Origin of the sequence: uncultured Corynebacterium sp., from assembly GCF_902782855.1 — a bacterium.
Classification (GTDB): Bacteria; Actinomycetota; Actinomycetes; order Mycobacteriales; family Mycobacteriaceae; genus Corynebacterium.
The window spans coordinates 1-24,670 of sequence record NZ_CACZOO010000059.1; the positions used below are offsets into that span (position 1 = coordinate 1).

The following is a 24,670-nucleotide window of genomic DNA, read 5'->3' on the forward strand; positions in this document are numbered from 1 at the left end:
CAACCCCCGGGCAACAACCCCTCGGAGCCGGACGACCACGGCTACCGTGAGGGCATGTCCGACATCACCCACTGCACCGTCGAATCACCGATCGGCCCGCTTCTCCTGGCGTCCTCCCCGTCCGGGCTCGTCCGTATCGCCTTCGCGTGCGAGGATGCCGGGGCGGTCCTGGACTCGTTGTCCGGTGGGGGGCACACCGTCGTCGAGGGAACCTCCGACCTTCTCGAGGACGCCTCCACCCAGCTCGACGAGTACTTCACCGGATCACGCCGCGGCTTCGACCTGCCCCTGTACCTGCCGGGGAGTTCCTTCCGCCGCACCGCCCAGCGTGCACTGCGCGACATACCGTACGGCGAGACCCGCACCTACAGGGAAGTGGCGGAGGCTGTCGGTAACCCGAACGCCGTCCGGGCCGTCGGCACCGCCTGCGCCGGAAATCCGCTGCCCCTCGTCATCCCGTGCCACCGCGTCCTGCGCTCCGACGGTGGTCTGGGCGGCTACCGCGGTGGGACGGACGCGAAGAAGTTCCTGCTGGAGCTGGAGCACCGACCCTGAACGGGGAACCCTGCAACGGGGTCGGCCGCGGAAGGTAACCTACTGTGAAGTAGATCCCACCCGACCGACTGCGCCCAGAAAGACCTGACTTGAACAGACCAGAGCCGACGACGACCGCCATCCCCACCCAGTGGGTGGGCCCGTTACGTATCAGCGGGAACGCCTTCACCAGCGGTGACGACTACGAGGAGGTGTCGGTGCCGCTGTGTACCTTCGAGACTCCCCTGTGGCCGTCCGTCGGTCGTGGCGCGAGTATCTCACGTGAGCTGCCCACCGGCATCCGGACGACCGTCGTCAGCGAGTGCATGACCCGCTCGGTGCTCTTCGTCGCCGACAACGGTGCCGTCGCCTTCGAGGCGTCCCGGGTCATCGCCGACCGGCTCCCCGACCTGCGGGACGCCGTGGCATCCACCACCAGCCACGGCCGCCTCGTCGACCTGCACACCGAGATCGTCGGTAATCTGCTCTACGTTCGTTTCGAGCTGCACCCCGGCGACGCCTCCGGCCACAACATGGTCACTAAAGCCGCCGACGCCCTCATGGAGCGCATCCTGTCCTGGAACCTCGGCCTCGACTACGGCTCGGTCTCCGGCAACTACTGCAGCGACAAGAAGGCCACCGCCGTCAACGGCATCCTCGGCCGCGGCAAGAACGTCATCGCCGAGATCCTCCTCCCTCACGAAGTCGTGGAGCGTCGACTGCGCACCACGGCGTCCGCTCTGGAGGACCTCGTCGTACGCAAGAACCTCGTCGGCTCTACGATCGCCGGCGCCCTGCGTTCCGCCAACGCCCACTACGCGAACATGCTGCTGGGCTTCTACCTCGCCACCGGGCAGGATGCCGCGAACATCGTCGAGGGTTCCCAGGGCATCACCTACGCCGAGGCGCGCGAGGACGGACTCTACTTCTCCTGCACCCTGCCGAACATCATCGTCGGCACCGTCGGCAGCGGTAAGCACCTTCCGGACGTCACTGCGGCCCTCGAACGCCTCGGCTGCCGGGAGGACCGTGAGGTCGGCGCGAACTCCCGGCGTCTGGCGTCCCTCATCGCAGCTGCCGTACTCTGCGGGGAACTGTCCCTGCTCGCTGCACAGACCAACCCCGGTGAGCTGATGTCCACCCACCTGTCCATGGAACGTTAGAAAGGCGAGAAACCATGACTTCAATCGGTATCCACGACCTGGAGATGGCCACCGGCCACCACGTTGTCGAACTCGCCGAGCTGGCGGAATTCTCCGGTGTCGCGCCCGGCAAGTACATTCTCGGCCTCGGCCAGTCACAGATGAGTGTGCTCGCCGAGGACGAGGACATCATCACCATGGGCGCCGCCGCCGCCCAGCCCCTCCTGGAGCGCAACGGCACCGAGGGCATCCGCACCCTGCTCTTCGCCACGGAGAGCTGCGTGGACCAGTCGAAGGCCGCCGGTATCGCCGCACTGCGTCTGCTGGGGCTGCCGCACAATGTCCGCGTCGTGGAGATGAAGCAGGCGTGCTACGGCGGGACCGCCGCCCTGCAGGCCGCCGTAGGTATCGTCGCCCGCAGCCCTGAGGAACGGGTCCTCGTCATCGCCAGCGACAATGCCCGCTATGAACTGGACTCCCCCGGTGAGCCGACCCAGGGTGCCGGTGCAGTGGCGATGCTCGTCTCCGCCGACCCCGCCGTACTGGAGATCGAACCGGTGAACGGTATCTCCACCACCGATGTCGATGATTTCTGGCGTCCCAATGACTCGACCACCGCCGTCGTCGACGGACACCTGTCTGTCGACGCCTACCTGGACGCCCTCGCCGACGCGTGGAAGGATCTGGAGGCCAACGGCGGTCCCGCGATCGCCGACATCGACCGGATCCTGTACCACCAGCCGTACACGAAGATGGCGAAGAAGGCCCAGCAGCGGCTCCGTGAGGTCACCGGCGAGGAGATCAGCACCGCACTGAACCCGGGTGACGAGATCGACGGCCGCGACACCGGCCTGACCACCGGTTCGATCTACAACCGTCGGCTGGGCAACAGCTACACCGCGTCGATCTACTCCGGACTCGCGAGCCTCCTCGACCACGACGACTCCCTGGAGGGACGCCGCATCGGACTGTTCAGCTACGGCTCCGGTTGCGTGTCCGAGTTCTTCACCGGCGTGGTGCAGCCGGGCTACCTGTCGCGCCGAAACCCGTCCCGGGCGGAGACACTGCTGGACAGTCGGGTACCGGTGAGCATCGCCGAGTACCGTGCCCTCCACGCCGCCCCACACGGCACCAGCGACGAGCAGGTCACCCCGAAGGTCACCACCGGTCCGTTCCGCTTCGCAGGCGTGACCGACCGGGCCCGCCAGTACGAGGTGCGGTAGCTCCACTACACCAGCTGTGGCCGGGCCCGCTCCTTGAGCCGGAAGTACACCCTGCTGCGCACGGTGGCGACCACATCGCCCGACCCGTCGGTGATGTCGGTGGTGAACCAGTGCAGGTACTTCTCCCCGCCCGCGGTCTTCTCCCTGATGAGCTCGAAGGTGGTGTCATCGGTGCGCATGTCCGCGGTGATCTTTCCCCTGCCTGGTTTGAGGTAGGTGACATGGGACTCTGCGTCCCACACGTTGTAGTCCCCACCGAGTCGTGTGAGGCCCATGAACAGGTAGAACCCGTCGGTCATGGTCTGGATCGTGCCACCGAAGGCGGAGCCGACGAGGTTCGCGTTGATCCGGCGGGGGCGGTGGGTGGTGACGACCCGTGAACCGTCCTTTGCGATGTACTTCATGCGGATGCCGGAGCCGACGTAGGGCGGAAAGAAGTTGAGCACGAACTTCAGCTGGCGGGGGGATGGTTTCAGCACGGAGACAATGGTATTACGACCGTGGGCGCGCCGTGGGTGGTTTCCTCAGTCCTGAGGAGAAGGCCACGCAGTCGCGAGCTGCGACTCCAATTCCGCGATGCGGGCGTCCCGCTCCGCGATGTCCCTGCGGTACAGGTCGATGCGCTCCTCGACCTCTTCACGCGTCCAGCGCGGGGTGATCTGCTTTGAGCAGTTCGCGTCGGATGCCGCGACATCGACGATCACCGCCCGTTCGATGGGGGAGGTGATCCGGGCATCCTTCAGCTCCCGCAGCCGCTCGATGAGCTCCGGGTCCTCGGCGGCCTCGACCAGCCGTGCGTGTCCGAAGACCTTCACCCGCGACCGCGTCGTGAAGTCCACGAAGAACAGGCACACCCGGTCGTCCCGGTCGAGATTCCCGGCGGTGACGAACTGCCGGTTGCCGGTGAAGTCCGGGAACATCAGCTGCGACTGCCCACCGGTGGTCCGCACCTTCACGAACCCCGCCGGGCCACCCTTGTGCTGCACGTACGGCCAGCCCGTTCCGGTGACCGTGGCCATCATGAACATCCGCGCCCGGCGGATCAGCTTCGCGTCCCCCGGGTCGAGTTCAGCCCCGGACGCACCGGAGGTGTCCGCCCGGTTGCCGACGCCCCGGGCGTCCTGTCTGGCCCTGACGAATCCGTCGAAGGCGATGTCCGCGTAGCCCATCTCGGTTCCTTCCGTTCACTGCCGATACTGTAGCCGCCGCCGGGTACGAGGGCGGAACGCCCCCCCGGCACCACCCCATCTCAGGAGTCCACCGATGGTTGTCCCGGCCGGCAGACGCCCGGAGGGGACGGTGGCGGAACAGATATCCTCACCGGGTTCCACCGGGCGGTGACTCCGGCCGCTGCCGTGGCACCGGTGCCCACGGTTCCGGTGGTGCTCATTGTGCGTCGAGCGTGCCGACAGCGTGGCCGACCGCGTCCAGTCCCTCGCCGATCCGAGCTCCGGCAGATACACCGGTCGTGGCAGTGGGCAGGTAGGCGACACGATGATCCTGCACCGCAGGGACATCGGCGAGCGCCGGATCCGCGAGCAGATCGGCGAAGTCCTGCTCGCCCCGGCCACGGTAATCCTCCACCAGGATAACGTCCGGGTTCAGCCGGGCGATAACCTCCGGATCCGCCGGCGCCGCCCCGTGCGAACCGGTCTCGTCGGCGATGACGGTGCCTCCTGCCTCCCGGACCAGACCGTTCATCATCGTCGTCGGTGGCATGATCATCCTCTGCCCACCGCGGGCCATCAGTGTGAGCACGCGCGGCTTCGCCACGTCCTTGTCCAGTACCCCGGTGATGCGCCGCCGATCCCGGGTGATCTGCTCGTGAAGCTCCTGAGCCTTACTGTCCGCGCCGGTGAGTTGACCGAGGGTGTCGAGGTTGGTGAGCAGGTCGTCGATCCCGGACCACGCTCCCGCGTCGAACTCGGCGACCGGGATGCCGGAATCCTGCAGCACCGCACCGGCGTCCTTCTCCTGACCGTGGCGCACAGTGACGACGACCAGGTCGGGGTTGACGGACAGGATCTGCTCGGGGTCCACGCTGGCGGAGCCCGGGACGATCACCGGGCCATCAGGGTTGTCTTTCCCCTGGTCGGTGAGCATGACGATGTGGTCGACAGGGACGAGTTGCGTCACCAGCGAGGCCGCGTCCGGGGAGACGACGGCGATACGTTCCGGTTGCGCCTTCACCCTGACCTGCGCATCGCCGACGGAGACGGTGCGGGGGAAGTCCTCTGACGGGGCCGCCGAGCTACCACCTGATCCGGTGCTGTCCACGGAGCCGGGGCTGTCGTCGGAGGAGCAGGCACCGAGGGCGAGGGCGAGTGCAGCGACGGTGCACAGGGCGACCGGGGCCACCGCGCGACGTGAGGTCGGCGAGAAACCGCGGCGGCTCCTCCGTGCTGATGCTGTCATTGGTTCGTGTCCTTATCTGTCTCGTGGTCCACTTGGTCCACTTGTCTTTGGTCCACTTGTCTTTGGTCCACTTGTCTTTGGTCCACTTGTTTCCTGATGCCACGTCCGGTGATGTGGTTCCTTCATCCGGGCGCCGACAACCGTCCGGTCCGGTGCACGGGAACGATCTGCACGTCACGGACCCGGGCCCGGAGCAACGCCGTCATAGTGGTCATTCAAGTCCTTCCAGGGTCGCGTCGAGGTCGTCGATGACGACCCGGTGGTGGGCCCGGACCGGACTCCGGATTCCGGGATCCCGCCGGTGCGACGGGTGTGGAGCACGTGCAGATGGTCCCACCAGGCGTCGGGGTGGGCGTCACCGCCCGCCGCGGTCCGGTCACCGGCGGCGACGGCCGTGCAGAAGCCACGCAGTCTGTTCTCCCCCGCGGTGGATGCCGGCGGTCCACCGGCGACATGCAGCCCGACCGCGACCGGGGTGGTGTGGAATCGTGGCAGGATTTCAGGGGCAGGCTTCTCCGGGGTGGACGCCGCCTGTGCCAACTCAGCGAGCAGCGCGTCAACCTCCTCGAAGGCCCGGTACAGGTCGACGTCGTCGAGGGCGGGGCTGAGGTGACTGACGAGCTGCGCCGCCGCCCGTCGTTCCGCGATGGTGCCCTCGGCCGGGTTGTTCGCGGCATCCAGGTAGGCGTGCGGGACCGACCCGGTGAGCAGCACCTGCCAATGCCGCGGGTGAGGGCTAGCACCCCCGGGCCTGTCGTGCTGTCGGGGAAGCCCGGCAGCTCACGGAGGTCCTCACCGGCGGTGGGACGGGTCATCAGTGGTCTCCCCGGGTGGTGAAGGCGGTGACGGTCGGTGTGTGCGTGTCCGGGTCGGTGCGCACGGTGGTGCGCACCCGGTAGGTCGGGTCGAGGACGGTGGGGACCAGGACCTCTTCCGGAGTGCCGGACGCCCTCACCTGCCCGTCGGTGATGAGGATGAGCCGGTCACAGAACCGGGCGGCCTGGGTGAGATCGTGGAGGACGGTGATCACGGTCCGCCCCTGTGCGGCGAGGTCCCGTAGCAGGGTGAGGACCGCCAGTTCGTGGTGCAGGTCCAGTGCGCTGACCGGTTCGTCGAGGAGCAGGAACGGGGTGTCCTGTGCCAGGGCCCGGGCGATGTGCACGAGTTGGCGCTCGCCACCGGAGAGCGTCGGCACCGGCCGATCGGCGAACCGGCGGATGTCGACGCGGGTCAGGGCACCCTCCACGATCGCGAGATCGCGGGTGGTGGGGCGTCCGAACCGTCCGATGTGGGGGTGACGTCCGAAGGAGACGACATCACGGGCGATGAAGTCGAAGCTCAGGGCGGTGTCCTGCGGGACAGTGGCGAGGACGCGGGCGCGCTGTCGGTCGCGCAGCCGGGTGATGTCGGCCCGCCCTGACACGGTCGTCCCGAGGACCTTGCCGGTGGTGTGCCGGCGGGTCCCGGCAAGAGCGCCGAGCAGGGTGGACTTCCCCGCGCCGTTGGGGCCGATGATGCCGGTGACCTGGCCGTCCGAGGCGTGGAAGGAGACGTCCCGCACTATGGCCCCCACGGTGATGTGCTGTGCCTCGATCACAGGGTGAACCGCCGGGTGGAGCGGGTGGTCAGCAACAGCCAGAGGAAGGCCGGGGAGCCGAGGAAGGCGACGACGGAACCGGTCTGCAGCACGATCGGCGAGAAGAGCATGCGGGCGACGGTGTCGGCGAGGAGTACGAAGCAGGCGCCGGTGAGTGCCGAGGCCGGCAGCAGCAGGCGGTGGTCAGGACCGAGCACGATACGCACCAGGTGGGGGACGACCAGTCCGACGAACCCTATGATGCCGGAGACCGCCACGGCGGATGCGGTGAGCAGGGAGGCGACGATGAGCAGGACGCCGCGGACGATACGGACATCGACCCCGGTGGAGCGTGCTGCGGCGTCCCCCATCATGAGGATGTTGAGGTCACGTGCCATGACCGTCAGCACGGCCAGGCAGAGCACCACCGGAACCACGGCGAGACCGGCGTGCGACCAGGTGCGGGCGACGAGGTCGCCGTTGAGCCAGAAGGTGACACCGCGGATGTCGGACTCCTCCGGGGCGTTCGCCACCGCCGAGGAGGTGACCGCTCCGAGGAAGGCGCTGATGGCCACACCGACGAGCACGAGAGTGGCGGGCCCTCCCCCGCGTAGTGAGGAGACCGCCTGGACGAGGGTGACGGTGACCAGTGCTCCGAGGAAGGCAGCGGCAGGCAGTGCCCAGCTGCCCACCGCGGTGACGCCGGTGGTGACGGCGAGCACCGCCGCGGTCGCCGCCCCGGAGGAGACCCCGATGATGCCCGGATCGGCCAGGGGGTTGCGGAAGACGGCCTGCATCACCGCGCCGGCGACGGCTAGAGCGGCCCCGACGAGTGCTGCAGTGGCGGCCCGGGGCATGCGGATGGACGTGACGACCGCCGAGTCCGGGATGTCGGTGGTGTCCGACCCGATGACCAGGGAGATCACGGAGCGCAGGACGTTTCCGGGCGAGACAGTCACCGGGCCGAGGGAAATGTCGATGACCATGCAGGCCACCACGCACGCCGCGAGGACCGGGAGGGCGATGACGTTCGCGGTGCGCGCGCCTGGGGCACGCCGCCCGGTCCGTGTCACGCGTCGCGGGGTGGTGACCCCCGCACTGTCGTTGCGCACTGCACCACTTCCCTGCCGTCAGACTGTCGCACTCTTGATAATGACAATCGTTATCTATAGCAGATCATGGTGATCACGGGTAAACGAGCACGTCACCCGGATCGCACACGGTGAGCCGGTCAACCTCCCCCTCGGTTGCGACCGGTGGCCCCGGCCGGCTCGACAAGGACACCCGCCGTTCACGGCGACGCCCCGGAGGCGTGACCGTGCACCACTCCGCAAGATCCTGATTCCGCCTACCCTCGTCCCCATGGCCACCGTCCTCCTCGTCCGCCACGGACGCAGCACCGCGAGGACCACCGGCGTCCTCGCCGGCCGCACCCCCGGCGTCCTCCTCGACGACACCGGTCTGGAACAGGCCCGACGCACCGCCGGACGCCTCGCCGCGGTCCCTCTCGCCGCCGTGGTCACCAGCCCCCTGGAACGCACCCGCCAGACCGCGGACGCGCTCCTCGCACTGCAGGACGCCACCTCCCCCGCGACCCTCACCGTCGAGGCCGACCTCACCGAGTGCGACTACGGCGACTGGCAGAACGGTAAGCTCACCGACCTCGCCGAGGACCCGCTCTGGAAGACGGTCACCGGGCAGCCGAGCGCAGCGGTCTTCCCCGGCGGTGAATCCCTGACCGACATGCAGTCCCGCGCCGTCGCCGCCGTCCGTCACCACGATGCACGGATCACCGGCACCCACGGCCCCCACGCCGTCTGGGCCGCCGTCAGTCACGGCGACATCATCAAAGCGGTCGTCGCCGACGCCTACGGCATGCCCCTCGACAATTTCCAGCGCGTCCACGCCGACCCGGCGTCGGTCACCGTCATCCGCTACACCCCCACCGGACCGCACGTGCTCTGCGTCAACACCACCGCCGGGGACCTCTCCTGGCTCGCGGCCCCTGCCCCGGACCACGACGGGAACAGCGCTGCGCAGGTGGGCGGCGGCGCCGGGCACTAGGCTGGCCCCATGTCCACCATCACACACGGATTCGACTGGCCCGACCGTTTCGTCGTCGGCACCGTGGGTCTCCCCGGTGACCGGACGTTCTACCTGCAGGCGAAGGACCATGACCGGATCTTCAGCGTCGCCCTGGAGAAGCAGCAGTCCGCCGCACTCGCCGACGGTATCGGCGACCTGCTGAATCAGCTGCGTGAACTCGAGGGGAACCCGGCCAGCGTCCCCGACGGGACGGACGCCCTGCTGGTCGACGATGAACCACTGGACCTCCCGCTCGACGAGGGGTTCCGCGTCGGCGTCCTCACCCTCAGCTGGGACCCGACGACCACCCAGGTCGTCATCGAGGCCGCGCCCGCCCCGGACATCGAACCGGAGCAGCTCTTCATCGTCCGTATCCCCGTCGGTTCAGCCCTCGCCTTCGTCGAGCGCACCCGGGCCGTTGTCGCCGCCGGACGCGACCAGCGGTGATGGAGCTGACCGGCCGGATCACCACCGCCTCCAACGCGACCTTCCTCGCCCACACCGACGACGGCACCGCCGTGGTCTACAAGCCGGTCCGCGGCGAGAGGCCCCTGTGGGACTTCCCCGACCGCACCCTCGCCCACCGCGAGGTCGCCGCCTATCTCGTCTCCGAGGCCACAGGCTGGAACATCGTGCCGACCACCTGGCTCGGCGACGGGCAGTTCGGCACCGGCATGCTGCAGCTCTGGCAGGACGCCGATCCGGACCAGGACCCGGTCGACCTCGTCCCCGCCGGCGAGATCCCGCCCGGACACCACCACGTCCTCGACGGGTACGACGCCGACAACGCCGCGGTCTCCGTGATCCACGAGGACTCCCCCGCCCTGCGTCGCATGGCGGTCTTCGATGTGCTGGTCAACAACGCCGACCGCAAGGGTGCCCACATCCTCCCGATGCCCGACGGCCACCGCTACGGCGTGGACCACGGACTGACCTTCCACACCGCCCCCCGGCTGCGCACCGTGCTCTGGGGCTGGGTCGGGCAGCCGCTCACCGCCGACGAACTCGCCGGCGTCACCGCGGTACGCGCACAGCTGGACGCCGACCTCGGTGAGACACTGGCCGAACATCTCGGTCCCGCCGAGGTCGATGCCCTGCTCCGCCGCTGCGAGCTGCTGGGCGAGACCGGCGTCTTCCCCGGTCCGGCCGGCGACATGCCCGCTGTGCCCTGGCCCGTCTTCTGACGGCTCAGCCCATGACCCTCGTCTTCTCGATCGCCTCGGTGGTCTTCCGGTTGTAACCGTCCAGTGCCCCGCGCAGCCACAGCCCGAGGACCAGGAAGGGCACGGCGAACAGCAGCAGGATGCCGAGTTCGATCCACAGATCACCCCGGTACATCCCGGCGATCGCCGCCCGCATCGCGTCGATCGCGTGGGTGGCCGGCAGCCACGGGCTGAGCCCCTGGAACCAGCCGGGCAGCAGCGGCAGCGGGTACGCGCCACCACCGCCGGACACCTGCAGCACCAGCAGCAGCACCGCCACCGCCTTACCGGCACTCCCCAGTGACAGGACGAGCGTGTAGATGATGAGCTGGAACACCAGCGAGGTCACCCAGCAGCACAGCATCAGCAGGAACGGGTGAGCGGCCTCGACCTGCACGAAGACGATCATGCCGAGGGCCACCATGGTGGACTGCGCCAGACTGATCAGGGCGAAGATGCCGAACCGGCCGAGGTATGCCTGGGCCCGTGTGCACGTCTCCCCCTCCCCGTCCACGCCGGGACGCACGAACACCGCGGCGAGCACCGCGCCGACCCACAGTGCCAGGGTGACGTAGAGCGGCGCCATCCCCGCACCGAAACTGGCCACCGGGTACACCGCCTCACGCTCTACCGTCACCGGAGCCGCCAACCGCGTGGCCAGGGTCTCCGGGTCGTCACCGACGATCTGGGCCAGCTTCGAGAAGTCCCCGTTCTCCCCGACGGTCGACAGGGCGTCCGACATCTCCCCGAACCGGTCGGCGTGCTCGTCGAGTTCATCGGCGACCGACACCGTCACCGCCCGGGCCCGGTCCAGCGTGTCCTGCAGTGACCCCGGTGAATCCCCGAAGGTCGCGGCGACGCCCCCGAGGTCCTCCTTGACGGTGGCGATGCTGTCCCCGAGGTCGTCGAGGGTCCCACCGAGCCGGGTCATCTGCGGTTGCAGGTCCTGCCGGTAGGCGGTCACGGCACGGTCGAGTGCGGTCGACGCCCGGTCCAGCGCGTCCCCCACACTCTGACGGGACGCCTGCGCGTCAGCGGTACCGTCGGTGATGTCCTGCGCGGTCCGCATGAGCCGGTCGTGGAGGTCGTCACTGCGGTCGATCGCCGCATCGAGCCCGGCCAGGGCCCGGTCGTACCCGGCCTGTGCCCCGTCGGGCAATGCCGCACCGACGGTGTCGTCGAGTGTCCCACGGATCTCCCGGAACCCGTCGGTCTGCTGCTTGACGCGTGCGGCCAGGTCGGTGAACGTCGACGCGGTGTCGGTACCGGCGTCCCCGGCGCTGTCGAAGAGGGGGCCCAGTCGGTCGCCGACCGCACTGTAGCTGTCGGCGGTCGAGGTCAGCGCCTGTTCCAGCGCCGTCGCGGCGCTGCGCAGGGCGGAGTCGAGGCGGTCCGTGGCGTCCGCCCCGCCTCCGGGGTCGGAGCCGGTGCCGTCGAACTGGGCACCGGCGGCGCGGGCGATGTTCCCCGCCCCCTCCAGCAGTGGGGCGGTGGAATCCAGCATGCCGGTGAGGGAGCGCACCGTCCGAGCCCCCGCATGCAGCTGGACACCGATGTTCTCCACCCGGGCCCTGATCCGGTCGATCGCGGCCCTGGTGTCGTCCTCCCCGAGGTAGTTGTCCAGGGACGACACCACGCTCAGGCCGACACTGCCGATGATCTCGGCGAAGGTGTCGTTGATCTGGGTGATCACGCCTGCGGCGCCCTGGGCGGTGATCACCGTGGACAGGGCGTTCTTCTTCTCGTTGGTGTACAGCTCGAGCCGGGTCGGCTCGGTGCCGGTGACGTAGAAGGTCAGCAGGGAGGTGCTGAAATCCTCCGGCAGGACGATCGAGGCGTAGTACTCCCCCGACTTCGTCCCCTCGACCGCGTCATCCTCGTCGGTGATGACCCAGTCGATCTGGTCGTTGCGGCTGAGCTGTGACAGAACCTGGTCACCGAGATTCAGCGTCAGCGGTGCCAGATCACTCTCGTGACCCTCGTCGGTGCTGGCCACGGCGATCTTCAGGGCATCGGTCCGGTCGAACGGGTCCCAGTTCGCGAGCACGTTGAACACGGCGAAGAGCATGGGGATGACCGCCAGCCCGAACAGCACGATGCCCGTCATCACGTTCCGGCCCGCGGCCCTCAGGTCGCCGCGGATGATCTCCACGATCCCTCTCATGCCCGCTCCCCTTTGTCGGCGACGACGAGCTGCAGCGAATCCTCGGACATCTCGGAGACGTCCTGCGCACTCCGGTAGCTCTGCCGGATGTAGTCCAGCGCGGCAATGAAGCCGACGACGACCAGGAACCACAGGCACAGCAGTCCGAAGATCAGCGTCTTCTGGTCCGGCAGCATCCGGGCCAGCACACCGAGGACCACCACACCGAGGAGTCCGACGGTCACGGACAGTCCCAGCCAGGTGGTGTAGTTCTCGCGTAGCCGGCGCCACTTGTGGTCGATCTCGTCGCGGAAGCCGTCCCGGTCGCGCAGCGCGCCCAGTGCGTCGCTGAGGCGGTAGCCGCCGCCGGTGATCTCCACCCTCTCACTGATGATCAGTCCCCCCTCGTCGAGTTGGTCGTTGACCTGCCGGTTGACGTTGGACAACCAGCGCCGCACCAGCATGCCCGCCACGAAAGCGACCAGTGCCATCAGTGCGAGCACGCCCATCGACCGCCACCAGTGGTCGCCGTAGAAGCCGCCGACGGTCTCGCGCAGTGCCGTGATGCCGTGGGTCAACGGCAGGAACGGGGATATTGCCCGGAAAAAGTCGGGCATCATCTCGATCGGGTACATGCCCGTCGCACCCGGGATCTGAATGAAGGCCAGCACCACGGCAATGCCCCGCCCGATGTGCCCCAGTGCCACGACCAGGGCGTAGATGATGGTGAGGTACGCCAGTCCGGTGAGGACACCGGTGGTGACGAACGCCAGCGGGTTGACGGTCTGCACCCCGAGGATCAGGTCACCGACGGTGACGACCACCGACTGCGCCACCGACAGTGCGCCGAGCAGCATCAGCCGGCCCCGGTAGGCCTGGCCGACGGTGAGCCGACGCAGTCCCGCCCGGTCCACCTCGGTGCGGAAGATGATCATCAGCATGAACCCGCCGATCCACAACGACAGGTTCGTGAACAGGGACGCCATCCCGGAGCCGTAGTCGGCGACCGGGTAGACCGCATGGCTCTCCACCTCAGCCGGTGCGGACATGAACCGGCCGATACTGGCCGGGTCGAGCTCGGTGACGGTGGCCAGCACGCCGCCGTCGGCGGCGGCCCCCAGTGCGAGGATGTCTGTCTTCGCGGTACGCAGTCCGCTCTCGATCCCCGAGAGGTCCCCGTCGAAGGAGTCGAGGACGCCGTCGGCCCGGTCGAGCCCGTCATCGACCCCGTCGAGCAGACCGGCCGACTCCCGCAGCAGGATGCGGGTGGAGTCCAGCGCCCCGGAGAAACGGCCGGCCGTGGAGTTCACACCGTCGATCGCGGAGTTCAGGTCGGGCAGCGCGTCCGACACCGAGGTCTGCAGTGCACGCGCGGCGGCCCGGGTGTCATCGGTCGCCGTCCCGAAGGCGTCGGCGGCGGCGCCGACCCCGGACGCCGCGTCGGTCGCGTCGCCCCCCAGTGCGGTGAGACTGTCGACCAGCGCCCGGTCCGCGGCGCTGCGCTGCCGGAGGTCGGCCAGCGCATCCCGCAGCGGCTGTGCGGCCGCCGGGGTGATCGCCGCACCGTCGAGCATGCTCTCGAGCTGACGGATGACCCGCTCGCTCTGTGCCAGGGCGCCCGAAGCATCCCGGCCGGCATGGTCGATCGCCGTCCCCGCCCGCTCGAGTTCGCCGGTGACCGCGGCGACCGCGGCATCGGCGGTGGACGTGGCGTCCGTCAGGGCCCGGTTGATCCCCAGGTAGGAGTCGGTGGCGTCGCCGGTGAAGGCCGCCACCTTTTCCTGGACGTCGGACATGACGCCCCGTACCTGGTCGAGTGCGTCTACCGCGTCACCGAGTGCGGAGTCGACCGAGCCGAGGGTCTTGCGTGTGGCGGTGACGGTCGGCCCGGCCCCGTCGAGACTCTCCCGGATCCGGGTGAGTCCGTCCCGCGCGGCCGCCATCGTCTGTGCGGTCTCGTCGAAGGCGGAGGTGGCCTTCCCCTGTACCTGGGTGATCTTCCCCGCCAGGTCGCCACCGGCGGAACTGAGTTCGGTGGACACCGCCTCGGCGACCATCTCCTTGAACACGGAATTCACCGTGGTGTCCAGTGTGGTCGCACCCTGATCGGTGATCTTCGGGGAGACCGCACTGTCCTTCTCGTTGACACGGTAGAGCAGCCTCGGCTCCGAGTAGGTGCCCCGGAACATGCTGAGAATGTCCGAGGTGAACGTGTCCGGCACGGTGACCGAGGCGTAGACGTCCCCCTTGCGCAGAGCGTCCTCGGCATCCCCGGCGGCCATGAACTGCCAGCTGAGCTGGTCATTCTCCGCGAGCTGGTCCACGAGCCTGGCCCCCACGTCGAGTGGCCCGGAGAGGTCGGAGTCACCTCCCTCGTCCTCGTTGACCACGGCGACCCGGATGTTCCCGGTGTGCCCGTACGGATCCCAGAAGGCGGCGACGTTGAACCAGGAGTAGAGCGCGGGGGTGAAGAGCACCCCGATGACGATGATCCACACCTTCGGGGTTCGCCAAAGCCGCCCGAGATCCCGGGTGAAGACCGACCAGCTTGCATTCACAGGTGCCGACCGTATCATCCCCCGGCCCGACAACCGTCGAATTGCCGTCCACCTTCGACCCTGATAGTACTTGAAACGACCACACGGGGGCCCCGACGAGGGGGCTGAGACCGGACCACACACCGTCCGGGACCGTTGAACCTGATCCGGTTAACACCGGCGGAGGAAGTGAGGACCTCAGCCATGCCACATCTGTCACCAGTCCCGTCCCGCGAGCAACACCCGACCCACCGTCCCGGGCTGCTCACGGACCCCGACCACGGCATCACCGTGCCCGTCACCGAGATCCACCTCGAAGACTCCCCCGACGGCACCCCCAATCCCCCGGTGCAGGTCTACCGCACGATGGGACCGGGCAGCGTCCCCGAAGAAGGCCTCGCCCCCTGGCGGGAGCAGTGGATCACCGGCCGCGGCGACACGGAGACCTACGACCACCGCGGCCATCTGCTCCTCGACGACGGCCGTGCCGCCCTGCGCCGGGGTGCCGCCTCACAGCAGTGGCGCGGACGCCGCCCGGAACCACTGCGGGCGAGGACCGGTCACACCGTCACCCAGATGCACTACGCCCGGCGCGGCGTCATCACACCGGAGATGCGCTTCGTCGCGCTGCGCGAGAACTGCGACGTCGACCTCGTCCGCAGTGAACTCGCCGCCGGACGCGCCATCATCCCGTGCAACATCAACCACCCGGAGTCGGAGCCGATGATCATCGGGCGGGCGTTCCTCGTCAAGGTCAACGCCAACATCGGGAACTCGGCGGTGACCAGCTCAATCAGTGAGGAGGTCGCGAAACTGGAATGGGCGGCGAAGTGGGGCGCGGACACCCTGATGGACCTGTCCACCGGCAATGACATCCACACCACCCGGGAGTGGATCATCCGCAACTCCCCCATTCCGGTCGGTACCGTGCCGATCTACCAGGCCCTTGAGAAGGTCAACGGTGTCGCCAACGCCCTGACCTGGGAGATCTACCGGGACACCGTCATCGAGCAGTGCGAGCAGGGAGTGGACTACATGACCGTCCACGCCGGTGTACTGCACCGGTACATCCCACTCACCGCCGGCCGCGTCACCGGCATCGTGTCACGCGGTGGGTCGATCCTCGCCGGCTGGTCGATGGCCCACGACCGGGAGAACTTCCTCTACACCCATTTCGACGAGCTCTGCGAGATCTTCGCCGCCTACGACGTCGCCTTCTCCCTCGGCGACGGGCTGCGTCCCGGGTCCACCGCGGACGCCAATGACGCCGCCCAGTTCGCCGAACTGGACACCCTGGCGGAACTCACCGAGCGGGCGTGGGGACACGACGTCCAGGTGATGGTCGAGGGCCCCGGTCACGTCCCACTGCACAAGGTGCGGGAGAACGTGGAACGCCAGCAGGAACTGTGCCACGGCGCCCCGTTCTACACCCTCGGCCCACTGGTCACCGATATCGCGCCGGGATACGATCACATCACGTCGGCGATCGGGGCGGCGGAGATCGCCCGCTACGGTACAGCGATGCTCTGCTACGTGACGCCGAAGGAACACCTGGGCCTGCCGAACCGGGATGACGTGAAGACCGGGGTGATCACCTACAAGATCGCCGCGCACGCCGCCGATATCGCCAAGGGCCACCCCGGCGCCACTGTCCGGGATGACGCCCTGTCGAAGGCCCGGTTCGAGTTCCGGTGGAACGACCAGTTCGCCCTCGGCCTGGACCCGGTGACGGCGCAGGAGTTCCACGACGAGACCCTGCCCGCCGAACCGGCGAAGTCGGCGCACTTCTGCTCGATGTGCGGTCCGAAGTTCTGCTCCATGCGGATCTCGCAGGACATCCGGGAGACCTACGGTGCCCCGGTGCCGCTCCCCGCACCGGGGATGCCGGTCAGCTGACCAGCTGCACGGCTCCCTGGATGAGCAGTGTGGCCGCCCCGGCGAAGGCGAGCAGTGTGGCCAGTCTCCGCATCCCTTCGCTGGACATCCGGTCGTTGAGCCGGTCGCCGAACCAGGCGCCGATGAAGATCGTGGCGAGGGCGACGACCCAGATCCACGCAGGCAGGTCACCGGTGTCGATGTGTGTGAGGAAGATGATCTTCACCACGAAGGAGATCGCGTTGGCCACGAGGATCACCGGGTGGAGGGTGGCGACGAAGTCGCGGTAGTCCCACCTGGTCACCCGGGAGTAGATGGTGAAGGCGGGGGCGGCGATGCCGACGACGGTGCTCATGAATCCCCCGGCTACACCGGCGATGATCATCGCGGCGCGGGATCTCCCGCTGACCCGGAGTTTCTCGGTGTTGATCATCGTCACCCCGAGTGCCGCCATGACCAGCAGCCCGACCGTGACGAGCAGCCACGGACCGTCGATCGCGGTGACCACGAAGGCTGCGGGCAGTGAACCGACGATCAGTCCCCCGGCGAGGTACCTGAAGCGTCGCCAGTCCGTGCGTGCCCGCACCGCCCAGGCGTTGTTCGCGGCATTGACGATCGACAGGCCGTTGACCACGGTGACGCCGGCCGCCGGCCCGAGGGCGACGGACAGCACGGGACCCGCCACGAGGCCCAGCCCCATGCCGGTGATCCGTTGGAGGACCGCACCGACGAGGACGGCGACCAGGAGGACGACAGCGACAGTGAGCACGGCACTCAACGGTAGGCCTACCCTCAGCAGCCACAGACGCCGGGGTCAGTTCCGGTGTGGAAAGGTCATCACACGGCCATCTCCGAGCTCGGCCAGGAGCTGGGGTCGTCGTGGGTCGGACGGGACTAACACAGACTGAGCTGGTGTGCCGCAGTGTCCGCCCGGCGCCGTGCGGGCGCACACACGTGGATCCGGTCCGAGGACGCCGTCGCCATGGTCGCCAGGCACGGGTGGACGGGGCGCTGAGGTCACCACACCCCGAGATGCTCGAGGAGGATCCGGGTGCCGATGGCGATCAGCACGACCCCGCCGAGGATCTCCGCAGGGCGCCGGAACCGCATCCCGGCACGGTGTCCGAGCACCACCGCCCCGGCCGACAGCAGGAAGGTCACCGCCCCGATGACGCCCACCGCCGCGGCGACGGACACATGCGTCACCGCCAGTGACACGCCGACTGCCAGCGCGTCAACGCTGGTCGCCAGGCCGAGTAGGAGCAGGTGACGCATGTCGAGCCGGTCCCGTGGGCCACCACTCGTCCCGTCCGGCCCCAGGGCCTCGCGGATCATGTTGACGCCGAGCAGACCGAGCAGCACGAAGGCGATCCAGTGGTCCACCGGCGCCAGGACCGTGGAGAAGGAGGACGCCAGTGCCCAGCCGATCAGGGGCATGAGGACCTGGAAGACGGCGAAGACGGCGCCGACGGTGAGGACCATCCGACCGGTGATCCGGGTCTTCCGCACCCCTATCGCGAGTGCCGCGGCGAAGGCGTCGGCGGAGACACCGACGCCGAGGAGGATCAGGGAGATAAATGACACGCTGACGAGAATGCCTGTCGGTATACCTGTTCGTCCAGGGCGTTTTCAGAAGTTCAACCTATGGAACCCTGATGGTCCTGTCATCGTCCGCCGTCGGTTCCCCCCGCCCGTCAGTGTTGTTCGTCAGCACCCGCAGCCGTTCCCCCCCGCAGGTTCGCTATCCGCGCCGCGTCCCGGGTCACGGCGAGTCTGCTGGGGTTCGCCTCCGCCGACGGTGACGATGTTGAGTTCGTCCCGGCCGGTGCCCTGCACGTTGCGGTGCAACGTAGCTGTACACCGGTGGCCCCGGGTATCGTGCGGAGTTCCTCGGCGACGCCGTCTACGAAGGACGCCGGAAGAGGGCTGAGGAGTGCTGAGGAGTGCTGAGGAACAGAGGACGGCGGGGAGTCCGCGGTTCACGAGGTCACCGCGACCGACGCCCCCACCGCGATCACCGACACTCCACCGACCCGCTGCACGGTGGCCATCCGCTTCGCCGACCGGGTCAGCCAGCCGCGCGCCGTGGCCGCGGTCAGCGCCCAGGCACTGTCGCAGATCAGACCGACACCCAGCGGGACCAGTCCGAGGAGGACCATCTGCAGCGGAAGGTTCCCGGCGCCCGGGTCGATGAACTGCGGGACGACCACGGTGAACATGATGAGGTTCTTGGGGTTCGTGAAGCCGACGACCGCCCCGGCCCGCACCGCCCGCCACCGGGAGGTGCGGCCGGTGACTGCCCCGGCGTCCCCCTCGGCGAGCGCTCCGGCGTGCCTGACCGCCTGGATCCCGATCCACACCAGGAAGAGGACGCCACCCCACTTGAACAGCTGGAACAGCAGGTCCCACCGTTCCAGCAGCGGCCCCAGGCCGACAGCGACGAGCACCCCGGCGGAGTAGCAGCCCACCGCCCTGCCCACCGCGGTGAGCAGGGCGATGTCGCGTCCGTGGCTCAGCGCCCGACCGACGACGAAAAGCACCGACGGTCCGGGTACGGCGATGAGGACCACGCACGCGACGACCAGCGTGCCCAGCTGGGCGATGTCGAACAACCTCAGTTCCTCTCTCAGTGCCCTCTCCCAGTGCCCTCTCTCAGTGCCGGGTCGGTGACCGTGAGAACCAGTGCCGCCCCACCGGGCGAGAGGACGATCCAGGCCGGCAGGTGGCCAACTGGATCAGTCCGGCGTGGTCGGCGAAGTAGCCGGCGGCGTCCTGCAGCCACCGGGTGGCACCGTAGACCATGAGGTGCATGCCGGTGTAGGTGAGGAACATCCGCAGATAGGTGCAGGGCAGTGCCCCGTTGTGCGCGAGCATGCGCACGTCGATGAGCGGGGCCTCCGCCCGAAGTCCCCACCGGACGAGGACGCCGAGCGCGACAGCGGTCATCGTGGTGTTCACCGGGTTCAGCGCCGGGCCCAGGAGGACCGGCGTGGTGAACTGTGGGCCGAAGCCGATGCCGTCGGGGGCGCTGCTCATTCCGCCAACCATACAACTTGTTTCTCTTGTTCCGGACGTAGACGCGACGCCGCACCGTCGCCGCCGCCGTCCTCGCACGCACCGGAGCCCGCCCCCCGGGGATGGTCAGTACAGGACAGGTGTGGTGAACAGGCCGTAGAACGCGGCGACGACCACGACGCCGGGGCCGAGGATGGCGGTCCATGTCGCGACAAAAGCCGTCCTCGGAGACTGCTCCACCCGCAGTGCCCACCACCCGAGCACCATCGCTGAGATACCCAGCACTGTCGCCACCGCCAGGCCGGCAGTCGTCAGCGGAACGACATGACCGGGGAGGGGCGTCGTCGGCAGTGGATCAGGCATCGGCACCGGAGCAGGTGTGTGGTGCATGTAGTAGATGACGGTCACTGCGCCGAGGACGACCGCGGTCACCGCGACCACGAGCGCCAGCGTCGCCCACCGGAACGAACCGGACAGGGCCCTCCTCTCCCCGGAGTCGAGGAGCCGCAGGCAGAGCGCCGCACCCGCCAGTGCCAGCACCGGCCAACCCCAGAGGTACACATCCGCGGGCAGCGGCCCTGAAATCGACCGGAACTGCTCGTTCGAGAGAAACTGGACGTCACCGCCACCACCGAAGTCCGGGTAGGTCAGCGAGAGGTCCACGGGCCGGTGGTCGGTCTCGGTGACCCCCACCGTCCGCGACAGGACAACACCCACGGCGCTCGCGGTCGCGAGAACGGTCACCGGGAACACCACCCAGAACCAGGGGAAGCGGGGCGTCCTCCCCGGTCCGGCCGGGCCCCTGCCCGGGACCCGCCGCGGAATGACCGCCGCGACCACCACCGTGACCACGACCGCGGTGAGCAGGAACACGAGGGTCATATCCGCCTCCCCCGCCACGCGAGGACGCTCATCCCGGTCACGACCAGGGCGGCCGCCGGGTAGAGGAACCGTGCGGCGTCCCCGCGCAGGAGGTGCCAGGCGGGCTCGTCGGAGAGGAAGTTGTACCAGTTGTCGTCCGGTTCGTTCTCCAGCGGCATGTAGAGACCCCACCCGAAGTTCCCGCCGGCGACGGTCTGTCCCGGCAGCCACGCCCCGATCGACAACGCCACCAGGAGCACCGCCACCGGGAACGCCACCCAGAACCAGGGGAACCCGTTCCCTCCCCCGTAGTCGGCACGGTGCGGCACCACCGCACCCGCCACACCGGCGACCACAAGGAGTCCGAAAACCAGCAACCACGTCATGCCACGAGATTAGATGGGAGGATCAGTGCATATGACCACGCTCCCCCCGATCCGCGTGACCGACGCCGCAGACGCCGCGGCGCTCGGCACCTGGCTGCGCTCTGACCGGGTCAGTCGTCGGCACAGCCGGCGCAGCATCCTCTCGGGTCCGGTACTGCTCACCGTCGGCCTGGTCCCGGTCCTCGGCGCTCTCCTCGGCCCCGGGCCGCGGTGGCTCATCCTGCCGATGTTCGGACTGCCTGGTCTGTGCATCCTGCTCGCCGGGGCACTGCGCACCTACGTGGCACTGTTCCGACTGTGGACCGGGCCGCTGGTCATGCATCGTTTCGAGGAGGGTTTCGTGGCGGAGCGGCGCCGCGGTCCGGTACGCGCCGTTCCCTTCGGTGAGCTGAAGACCGCCCGCCTGATCGACCATCACGGGGACGAGGGTGCCATGGTGCTGCTTCTCATGGTCCACTGGGACGGCACCGCCTGGGCCTGTCTCGCCCCCGCGCCCGCCGAGGCGCTCGTCGAGCTGGGCCTCGCGGCCGGTGCCGACCGGGAACGGCTCCCCCGGTACGAGGTCACCGACCTCCTGCGCAGGACGCCGCCGTGGACCGGTCGGCGCTACCCGTGGTGAGTGCCTTACCCTGAGGTTCCCTTGCGGTCGGGATCCAGCCAGCGGTAGATCGTGGTGTGGCTGACTCCGACGGTCTGTGCGACCGTGGTGGACGGAACGTCGAGGTCCTGAACGAGGAGGTTCGCGAGTTCACGGACAGACTCCTCCGCCTCACGCTTCACGGCAGCCATGTCGTCGATGGCCTGGAGGAAGTACTCCCGGGCCATTCCCGCATCGGCGAGGTCGGCGGCGTCCTCGGTGCGCTGACGCGCCTTACCGACGGAGACCCAGTGGTCGGCGACCTTGGCGCGCTCGGCCGCCAGCAGCTGAGCGCGCAGCTTCGCCTGCTGCGCGCGGATCGTTCTGCGGATCTCGTTGATGTCGTCGTCCCTGCGTTCCTCGGCCACGCACCCATCGTAGGCGCGAACATTGCGTTCAAGTACTGCACTTTTTGCACACGGTGCATGGATCTATGCTACCGTTCTTAGTGTTTACTACGCAACAGCCGATACCAACATGCACGCCTGTCTCTAATGTTCATGATTTCCTGCAGAAAGGACCTCCGATGACCACCGGTACCGACCAGACCCCCGCCAAACGCCATTGCCCCGACCGTCGCGGCGCCTTCGACCGGGTGTGGTGACCTGTCATGACCAACTACTTCCTCTTCAGTGCCGTCTCCTTCGACGACTACCTCGCTGAGATCGGAGAGCCGACCGGATTCCGGTCGTCGGATTCACTGGCAGGTTCCTTCAGCGGGTTCTTCCTGGACTATCTACGTCCCGTCCCCGACGACCTTGACGGCGACCCGCTCCAGAGCCTCCAGCTGTACCGGAACGTCATCCTCGATGAGACCTCACTGCAGCCTGAGGACTGTTTCCTCAGTGAGAACACACGACTTCTCATGGTTACCGTGAAGGACGACCTGCCCGAAGCCGACGCCGTTGCCGCGACACTGCAGACCTACGCCGCGCACCTGCCGCTGTGTCTCATCGACGACAAGCGGAACGTCCTCGTCAATGCGACCGGCCCTTTCACCGGGCTTCAGGTGAGAACCTCTCGGGGCACCATCCACACCAGCGGGACAGAGGCGGTTCTCCACGGACTTGTGCTGGACGACCGCATCCGTTCCGAGGATGAGCGGGACCGCATGCCCCAGATCATCATCGACCGGACTTTCTGGAGCGAGGCGGTCTTCACGGAGGGAGTCGCCCCGGCGGGGATCGAAGGCGTGATCTATGTCCAGGCCGCCCTGCTACCCCAGGGCTGGCTTGTCGAGCACCGCACCCCCGACTATCACCTGCAACTCCCCGAACCTCTCACCCGTCAGGACATGTTGAGCATCCTCGCCGCCTTCACCTACCGCGACGAGGACGCCTTCTACGCCCGCCCCTGGCGCGTCACCGAGGAACTCGACGGCCGGGGCATGAAGAAGCAGTCCTGAATCTGATCACAGAGGCTCATTCGAACACCTGATCTTGCCGTCCTGCCCACCGGATACGGTCAGGATTCCGACAACCACACTCCCGAACCCAAGGATTCCCGTGACCCCTCTCCGACTGGCCACAGCCACCTCAGCCGCTCTGCTCACCGCCATCTCTCTGGCCTCGTGCAGCGGATCATCCTCCGCAGATGAGGTGGAGACCGTAGACGCCACCGATTTCGCCTCTGACAAAGACACCACCGTCTTCAGACTGGAAAAGGACGGGACGACCTGTCGACTCTCGCCGGAGTCCGCCCCCAACGGCGGCGGTATATTCTGCACCCTCCCGATGGACGATGACATCCCCGGCGTCCAGTACGGCCTTCCGACAGTCGCTCAAGCAGCCGTCTGGTACGACGATGACAAGGCGTTCCTCCCCGTCGGCGGACTCGACGGCGTCCCGCTCGAACCGGAAGCGCCCGTCCTTCATCCGGACCAGCGGATCTCCGTGGACGGAATTACCTGCACCGCAGGTGCCGGTAACACGCTGAAGTGCGAACGGAGGGGCGAGTCGTTCGAGTACGACGACGGGACCATATCCACGACCACCTGGCGCAGCCCGTGGTCCGGCCCGAAGGATTCCTGTGGCGCTCTCTCCGGCGGGGAATTCCCGGACTTCGACGGTGCCGACCTCCAGGTCACCCTGGGCATCGTCGACTGCGACGACGCCCTCAGGACCGTCAACGAATACCTTTCGAAACCTGTCAGCACCAGTGGCGGGAATTCGAACATGACCGAGCTCGACGACTGGACTTGTTCCATCCCGAGCTGGGGAGTGTCCCGGGAGACCGGCATGATGCTGTCATGCGGCACCGAGGACGAACTGGGCCGGGAGCTTTCAGTCGGGGTCCCGTTGACCGAGTCAGATTCCGCCTCCTCCCGTTCAGTGTCCGCACGCGAATCCTGTGGAGTCGCAGACAAAGGACTTTACGGCAACCTCACCGATACCGAGGTGAAGGTCGAGTCCGGCGACGTCAACTGCACCGAAGCAGTTTCCGTAGTCGAGGAATACCTCTCCGAGCCCGCCCATGACGGCTCCTTCGGAGCCTCACCCAACAAGACCGTCCAGGGTTGGAACTGTAAGAACCAGACCGTATGGGGAGGCCCCGCCGACGGAAACATGCCGCCGATGCTGCGGTGCTCTGTCGCAGACAAGGTCATCACGGTCCAGGGGACAGGACGCCCTCCCGGGTCCGGATCACACGACCCAGAATAGCCGGCAGCGGCTTGTCCCGAATCAAACATCCGCATGGTTTCTATGACGCATGTACAATCGCGTCCAGACACTCTCCACCACCACCCTCCTGGTCACTGGTGTCCAACCCAGACCCCGCAGCCCGAGCGAAACTCCACATCAACCGCAGTGAATTCGCCCTCGCCGCCTCCTGCACGCCAGCCCCCGACGACAACGTCTACCGCACCGCCGACCGCCTCGCCCGCACCCTCGGCATCACCCGGGGCAAGGCCCTGACCTACTGCGACATCGGCACCATGCTCACCCGCATGCCCCGCACCCGCACTGCGCTGGCCTGCGGAGCCTTCAACATCGACCTCCCGGGCCACCGCCTTCACCGAACTGCTCCACGGCACCGCCG

General features: G+C 68.0%; 25 protein-coding genes, 1 pseudogene and 1 riboswitch. Of the genes and pseudogenes, 11 read left to right on the plus strand and 15 right to left on the minus strand.

Annotation, left to right across the window (positions count from 1 at the left end; all coding sequences use genetic code 11):
- Nucleotides 1-54 precede the first annotated feature (54 nt).
- The 3 genes from QZV72_RS02480 to QZV72_RS02490 all read left to right on the plus strand — a co-directional run bounded on the left by QZV72_RS02480 (nucleotide 55) and on the right by QZV72_RS02490 (nucleotide 2,899).
- Nucleotides 55-555 (plus strand): methylated-DNA--[protein]-cysteine S-methyltransferase, encoded by a 501-nt coding sequence (locus QZV72_RS02480; RefSeq protein WP_297004895.1) that lies wholly within the window; start codon nucleotides 55-57, stop codon nucleotides 553-555.
- Nucleotides 556-644: 89 nt separating this feature from the next.
- Complete coding sequence (locus tag QZV72_RS02485; protein ID WP_297004842.1) at nucleotides 645-1,697, plus strand: hydroxymethylglutaryl-CoA reductase; 1,053 nt, start codon at nucleotides 645-647, stop codon at nucleotides 1,695-1,697.
- 14 nt (nucleotides 1,698-1,711) lie between these two features.
- Nucleotides 1,712-2,899, plus strand: a complete 1,188-nt coding sequence (locus QZV72_RS02490) for a hydroxymethylglutaryl-CoA synthase (protein ID WP_297004844.1) — start codon at nucleotides 1,712-1,714, stop codon at nucleotides 2,897-2,899.
- A gap of 5 nt (nucleotides 2,900-2,904) precedes the next feature.
- On the opposite strand, the gene QZV72_RS02495 is transcribed toward QZV72_RS02490, so the two are convergent.
- The 6 genes from QZV72_RS02495 to QZV72_RS02520 all read right to left on the minus strand — a co-directional run bounded on the left by QZV72_RS02495 (nucleotide 2,905) and on the right by QZV72_RS02520 (nucleotide 8,002).
- Nucleotides 2,905-3,378, minus strand: a complete 474-nt coding sequence (locus QZV72_RS02495) for a PaaI family thioesterase (protein ID WP_297004847.1) — start codon at nucleotides 3,376-3,378, stop codon at nucleotides 2,905-2,907.
- 45 nt (nucleotides 3,379-3,423) lie between these two features.
- Nucleotides 3,424-4,068 carry a pyridoxamine 5'-phosphate oxidase family protein gene (locus tag QZV72_RS02500; RefSeq protein WP_297004849.1) on the minus strand — a complete coding sequence of 215 codons (645 nt, stop codon included), beginning with the start codon at nucleotides 4,066-4,068 and terminating at the stop codon, nucleotides 3,424-3,426.
- 217 nt (nucleotides 4,069-4,285) lie between these two features.
- The gene (locus tag QZV72_RS02505) at nucleotides 4,286-5,314 is read right to left on the minus strand and encodes an ABC transporter substrate-binding protein (RefSeq protein ID WP_297004853.1); all 1,029 of its coding nucleotides are present in this window, start codon (nucleotides 5,312-5,314) and stop codon (nucleotides 4,286-4,288) included.
- A gap of 174 nt (nucleotides 5,315-5,488) precedes the next feature.
- Entirely contained in the window at nucleotides 5,489-6,028 is a 540-nt protein-coding gene (locus QZV72_RS02510; RefSeq protein ID WP_297004857.1) for a cobaltochelatase subunit CobN, read from the minus strand.
- Nucleotides 6,029-6,128: 100 nt separating this feature from the next.
- Nucleotides 6,129-6,911, minus strand: coding sequence for an ABC transporter ATP-binding protein (locus QZV72_RS02515; RefSeq protein ID WP_297004859.1), 783 nt, complete (start codon nucleotides 6,909-6,911; stop codon nucleotides 6,129-6,131).
- Nucleotides 6,908-8,002 carry an iron ABC transporter permease gene (locus QZV72_RS02520; protein ID WP_297004862.1) on the minus strand — a complete coding sequence of 365 codons (1,095 nt, stop codon included), beginning with the start codon at nucleotides 8,000-8,002 and terminating at the stop codon, nucleotides 6,908-6,910. The genes QZV72_RS02515 and QZV72_RS02520 overlap by 4 nt, the downstream gene beginning before the upstream one ends.
- A 250-nt stretch (nucleotides 8,003-8,252) precedes the next feature.
- On the opposite strand from QZV72_RS02520, the gene QZV72_RS02525 reads away from it, so the two are divergent.
- From QZV72_RS02525 to QZV72_RS02535, 3 genes are read left to right on the plus strand one after another with little or no spacing between them, the layout of a single operon-like run.
- Nucleotides 8,253-8,954 carry an MSMEG_4193 family putative phosphomutase gene (locus QZV72_RS02525; RefSeq protein WP_297004865.1) on the plus strand — a complete coding sequence of 234 codons (702 nt, stop codon included), beginning with the start codon at nucleotides 8,253-8,255 and terminating at the stop codon, nucleotides 8,952-8,954.
- 9 nt (nucleotides 8,955-8,963) lie between these two features.
- The gene (locus QZV72_RS02530) at nucleotides 8,964-9,422 is read left to right on the plus strand and encodes a DUF3090 domain-containing protein (RefSeq protein ID WP_297004869.1); all 459 of its coding nucleotides are present in this window, start codon (nucleotides 8,964-8,966) and stop codon (nucleotides 9,420-9,422) included.
- A complete protein-coding gene (locus QZV72_RS02535) occupies nucleotides 9,422-10,159 on the plus strand; it encodes an SCO1664 family protein (protein ID WP_297004870.1) in 738 nt (245 codons plus the stop codon). The genes QZV72_RS02530 and QZV72_RS02535 overlap by 1 nt, the downstream gene beginning before the upstream one ends.
- Nucleotides 10,160-10,163: 4 nt before the next feature.
- Here QZV72_RS02535 and QZV72_RS02540 read toward each other — a convergent pair whose 3' ends face one another.
- On the minus strand, nucleotides 10,164-12,341 hold the full coding sequence (locus QZV72_RS02540) for a YhgE/Pip domain-containing protein (protein WP_297004872.1): 2,178 nt from the start codon (nucleotides 12,339-12,341) through the stop codon (nucleotides 10,164-10,166).
- Nucleotides 12,338-14,878, minus strand: a complete 2,541-nt coding sequence (locus tag QZV72_RS02545; RefSeq protein ID WP_297004875.1) for a YhgE/Pip domain-containing protein — start codon at nucleotides 14,876-14,878, stop codon at nucleotides 12,338-12,340. The genes QZV72_RS02540 and QZV72_RS02545 overlap by 4 nt, the downstream gene beginning before the upstream one ends.
- 73 nt (nucleotides 14,879-14,951) lie before the next feature.
- Nucleotides 14,952-15,063, plus strand: a riboswitch (TPP riboswitch).
- Between QZV72_RS02545 and thiC the strand changes: the two genes are divergently transcribed.
- On the plus strand, nucleotides 15,062-16,753 hold the full coding sequence (thiC, locus tag QZV72_RS02550) for a phosphomethylpyrimidine synthase ThiC (RefSeq protein ID WP_297004877.1): 1,692 nt from the start codon (nucleotides 15,062-15,064) through the stop codon (nucleotides 16,751-16,753). Its footprint overlaps the riboswitch before it by 2 nt.
- On the opposite strand, the gene QZV72_RS02555 is transcribed toward thiC, so the two are convergent.
- From QZV72_RS02555 to QZV72_RS02580, 6 genes are all read right to left on the minus strand, one after another.
- Nucleotides 16,746-17,501, minus strand: a complete 756-nt coding sequence (locus QZV72_RS02555) for a sulfite exporter TauE/SafE family protein (RefSeq protein WP_297004879.1) — start codon at nucleotides 17,499-17,501, stop codon at nucleotides 16,746-16,748. The genes thiC and QZV72_RS02555 overlap by 8 nt on opposite strands.
- Before the next feature lie 248 nt (nucleotides 17,502-17,749).
- Nucleotides 17,750-18,316, minus strand: a complete 567-nt coding sequence (locus QZV72_RS02560) for a manganese efflux pump MntP family protein (protein ID WP_297004881.1) — start codon at nucleotides 18,314-18,316, stop codon at nucleotides 17,750-17,752.
- Nucleotides 18,317-18,711: 395 nt separating this feature from the next.
- Complete coding sequence (locus tag QZV72_RS02565) at nucleotides 18,712-19,344, minus strand: LysE family translocator (RefSeq protein ID WP_297004883.1); 633 nt, start codon at nucleotides 19,342-19,344, stop codon at nucleotides 18,712-18,714.
- Nucleotides 19,345-19,384: 40 nt separating this feature from the next.
- The gene (locus tag QZV72_RS02570) at nucleotides 19,385-19,768 is read right to left on the minus strand and encodes a hypothetical protein (RefSeq protein WP_297004885.1); all 384 of its coding nucleotides are present in this window, start codon (nucleotides 19,766-19,768) and stop codon (nucleotides 19,385-19,387) included.
- A 105-nt stretch (nucleotides 19,769-19,873) separates the two neighbouring features.
- Entirely contained in the window at nucleotides 19,874-20,629 is a 756-nt protein-coding gene (locus QZV72_RS02575) for a hypothetical protein (RefSeq protein WP_297004887.1), read from the minus strand.
- Complete coding sequence (locus QZV72_RS02580; protein WP_297004889.1) at nucleotides 20,626-20,994, minus strand: hypothetical protein; 369 nt, start codon at nucleotides 20,992-20,994, stop codon at nucleotides 20,626-20,628. The genes QZV72_RS02575 and QZV72_RS02580 overlap by 4 nt, the downstream gene beginning before the upstream one ends.
- A 31-nt stretch (nucleotides 20,995-21,025) precedes the next feature.
- Between QZV72_RS02580 and QZV72_RS02585 the strand changes: the two genes are divergently transcribed.
- A complete protein-coding gene (locus QZV72_RS02585) occupies nucleotides 21,026-21,613 on the plus strand; it encodes a hypothetical protein (protein ID WP_297004890.1) in 588 nt (195 codons plus the stop codon).
- A gap of 5 nt (nucleotides 21,614-21,618) precedes the next feature.
- Here QZV72_RS02585 and QZV72_RS02590 read toward each other — a convergent pair whose 3' ends face one another.
- Complete coding sequence (locus tag QZV72_RS02590) at nucleotides 21,619-21,999, minus strand: hypothetical protein (protein ID WP_297004892.1); 381 nt, start codon at nucleotides 21,997-21,999, stop codon at nucleotides 21,619-21,621.
- Between the two features lie 242 nt (nucleotides 22,000-22,241).
- Here QZV72_RS02590 and QZV72_RS02595 point away from each other — a divergent pair, with 242 nt between their 5' ends.
- The 3 genes and pseudogenes from QZV72_RS02595 to QZV72_RS02605 form a co-directional block, all read left to right on the plus strand.
- Nucleotides 22,242-23,036: a hypothetical protein gene (locus tag QZV72_RS02595; protein ID WP_297004893.1), complete on the plus strand. Its 795-nt coding sequence runs from the start codon at nucleotides 22,242-22,244 to the stop codon at nucleotides 23,034-23,036.
- A gap of 100 nt (nucleotides 23,037-23,136) precedes the next feature.
- Nucleotides 23,137-24,291, plus strand: coding sequence for a hypothetical protein (locus QZV72_RS02600; RefSeq protein ID WP_297004894.1), 1,155 nt, complete (start codon nucleotides 23,137-23,139; stop codon nucleotides 24,289-24,291).
- A 98-nt stretch (nucleotides 24,292-24,389) separates the two neighbouring features.
- Nucleotides 24,390-24,670, plus strand: a pseudogene (locus tag QZV72_RS02605) (hypothetical protein); the annotation flags it as partial.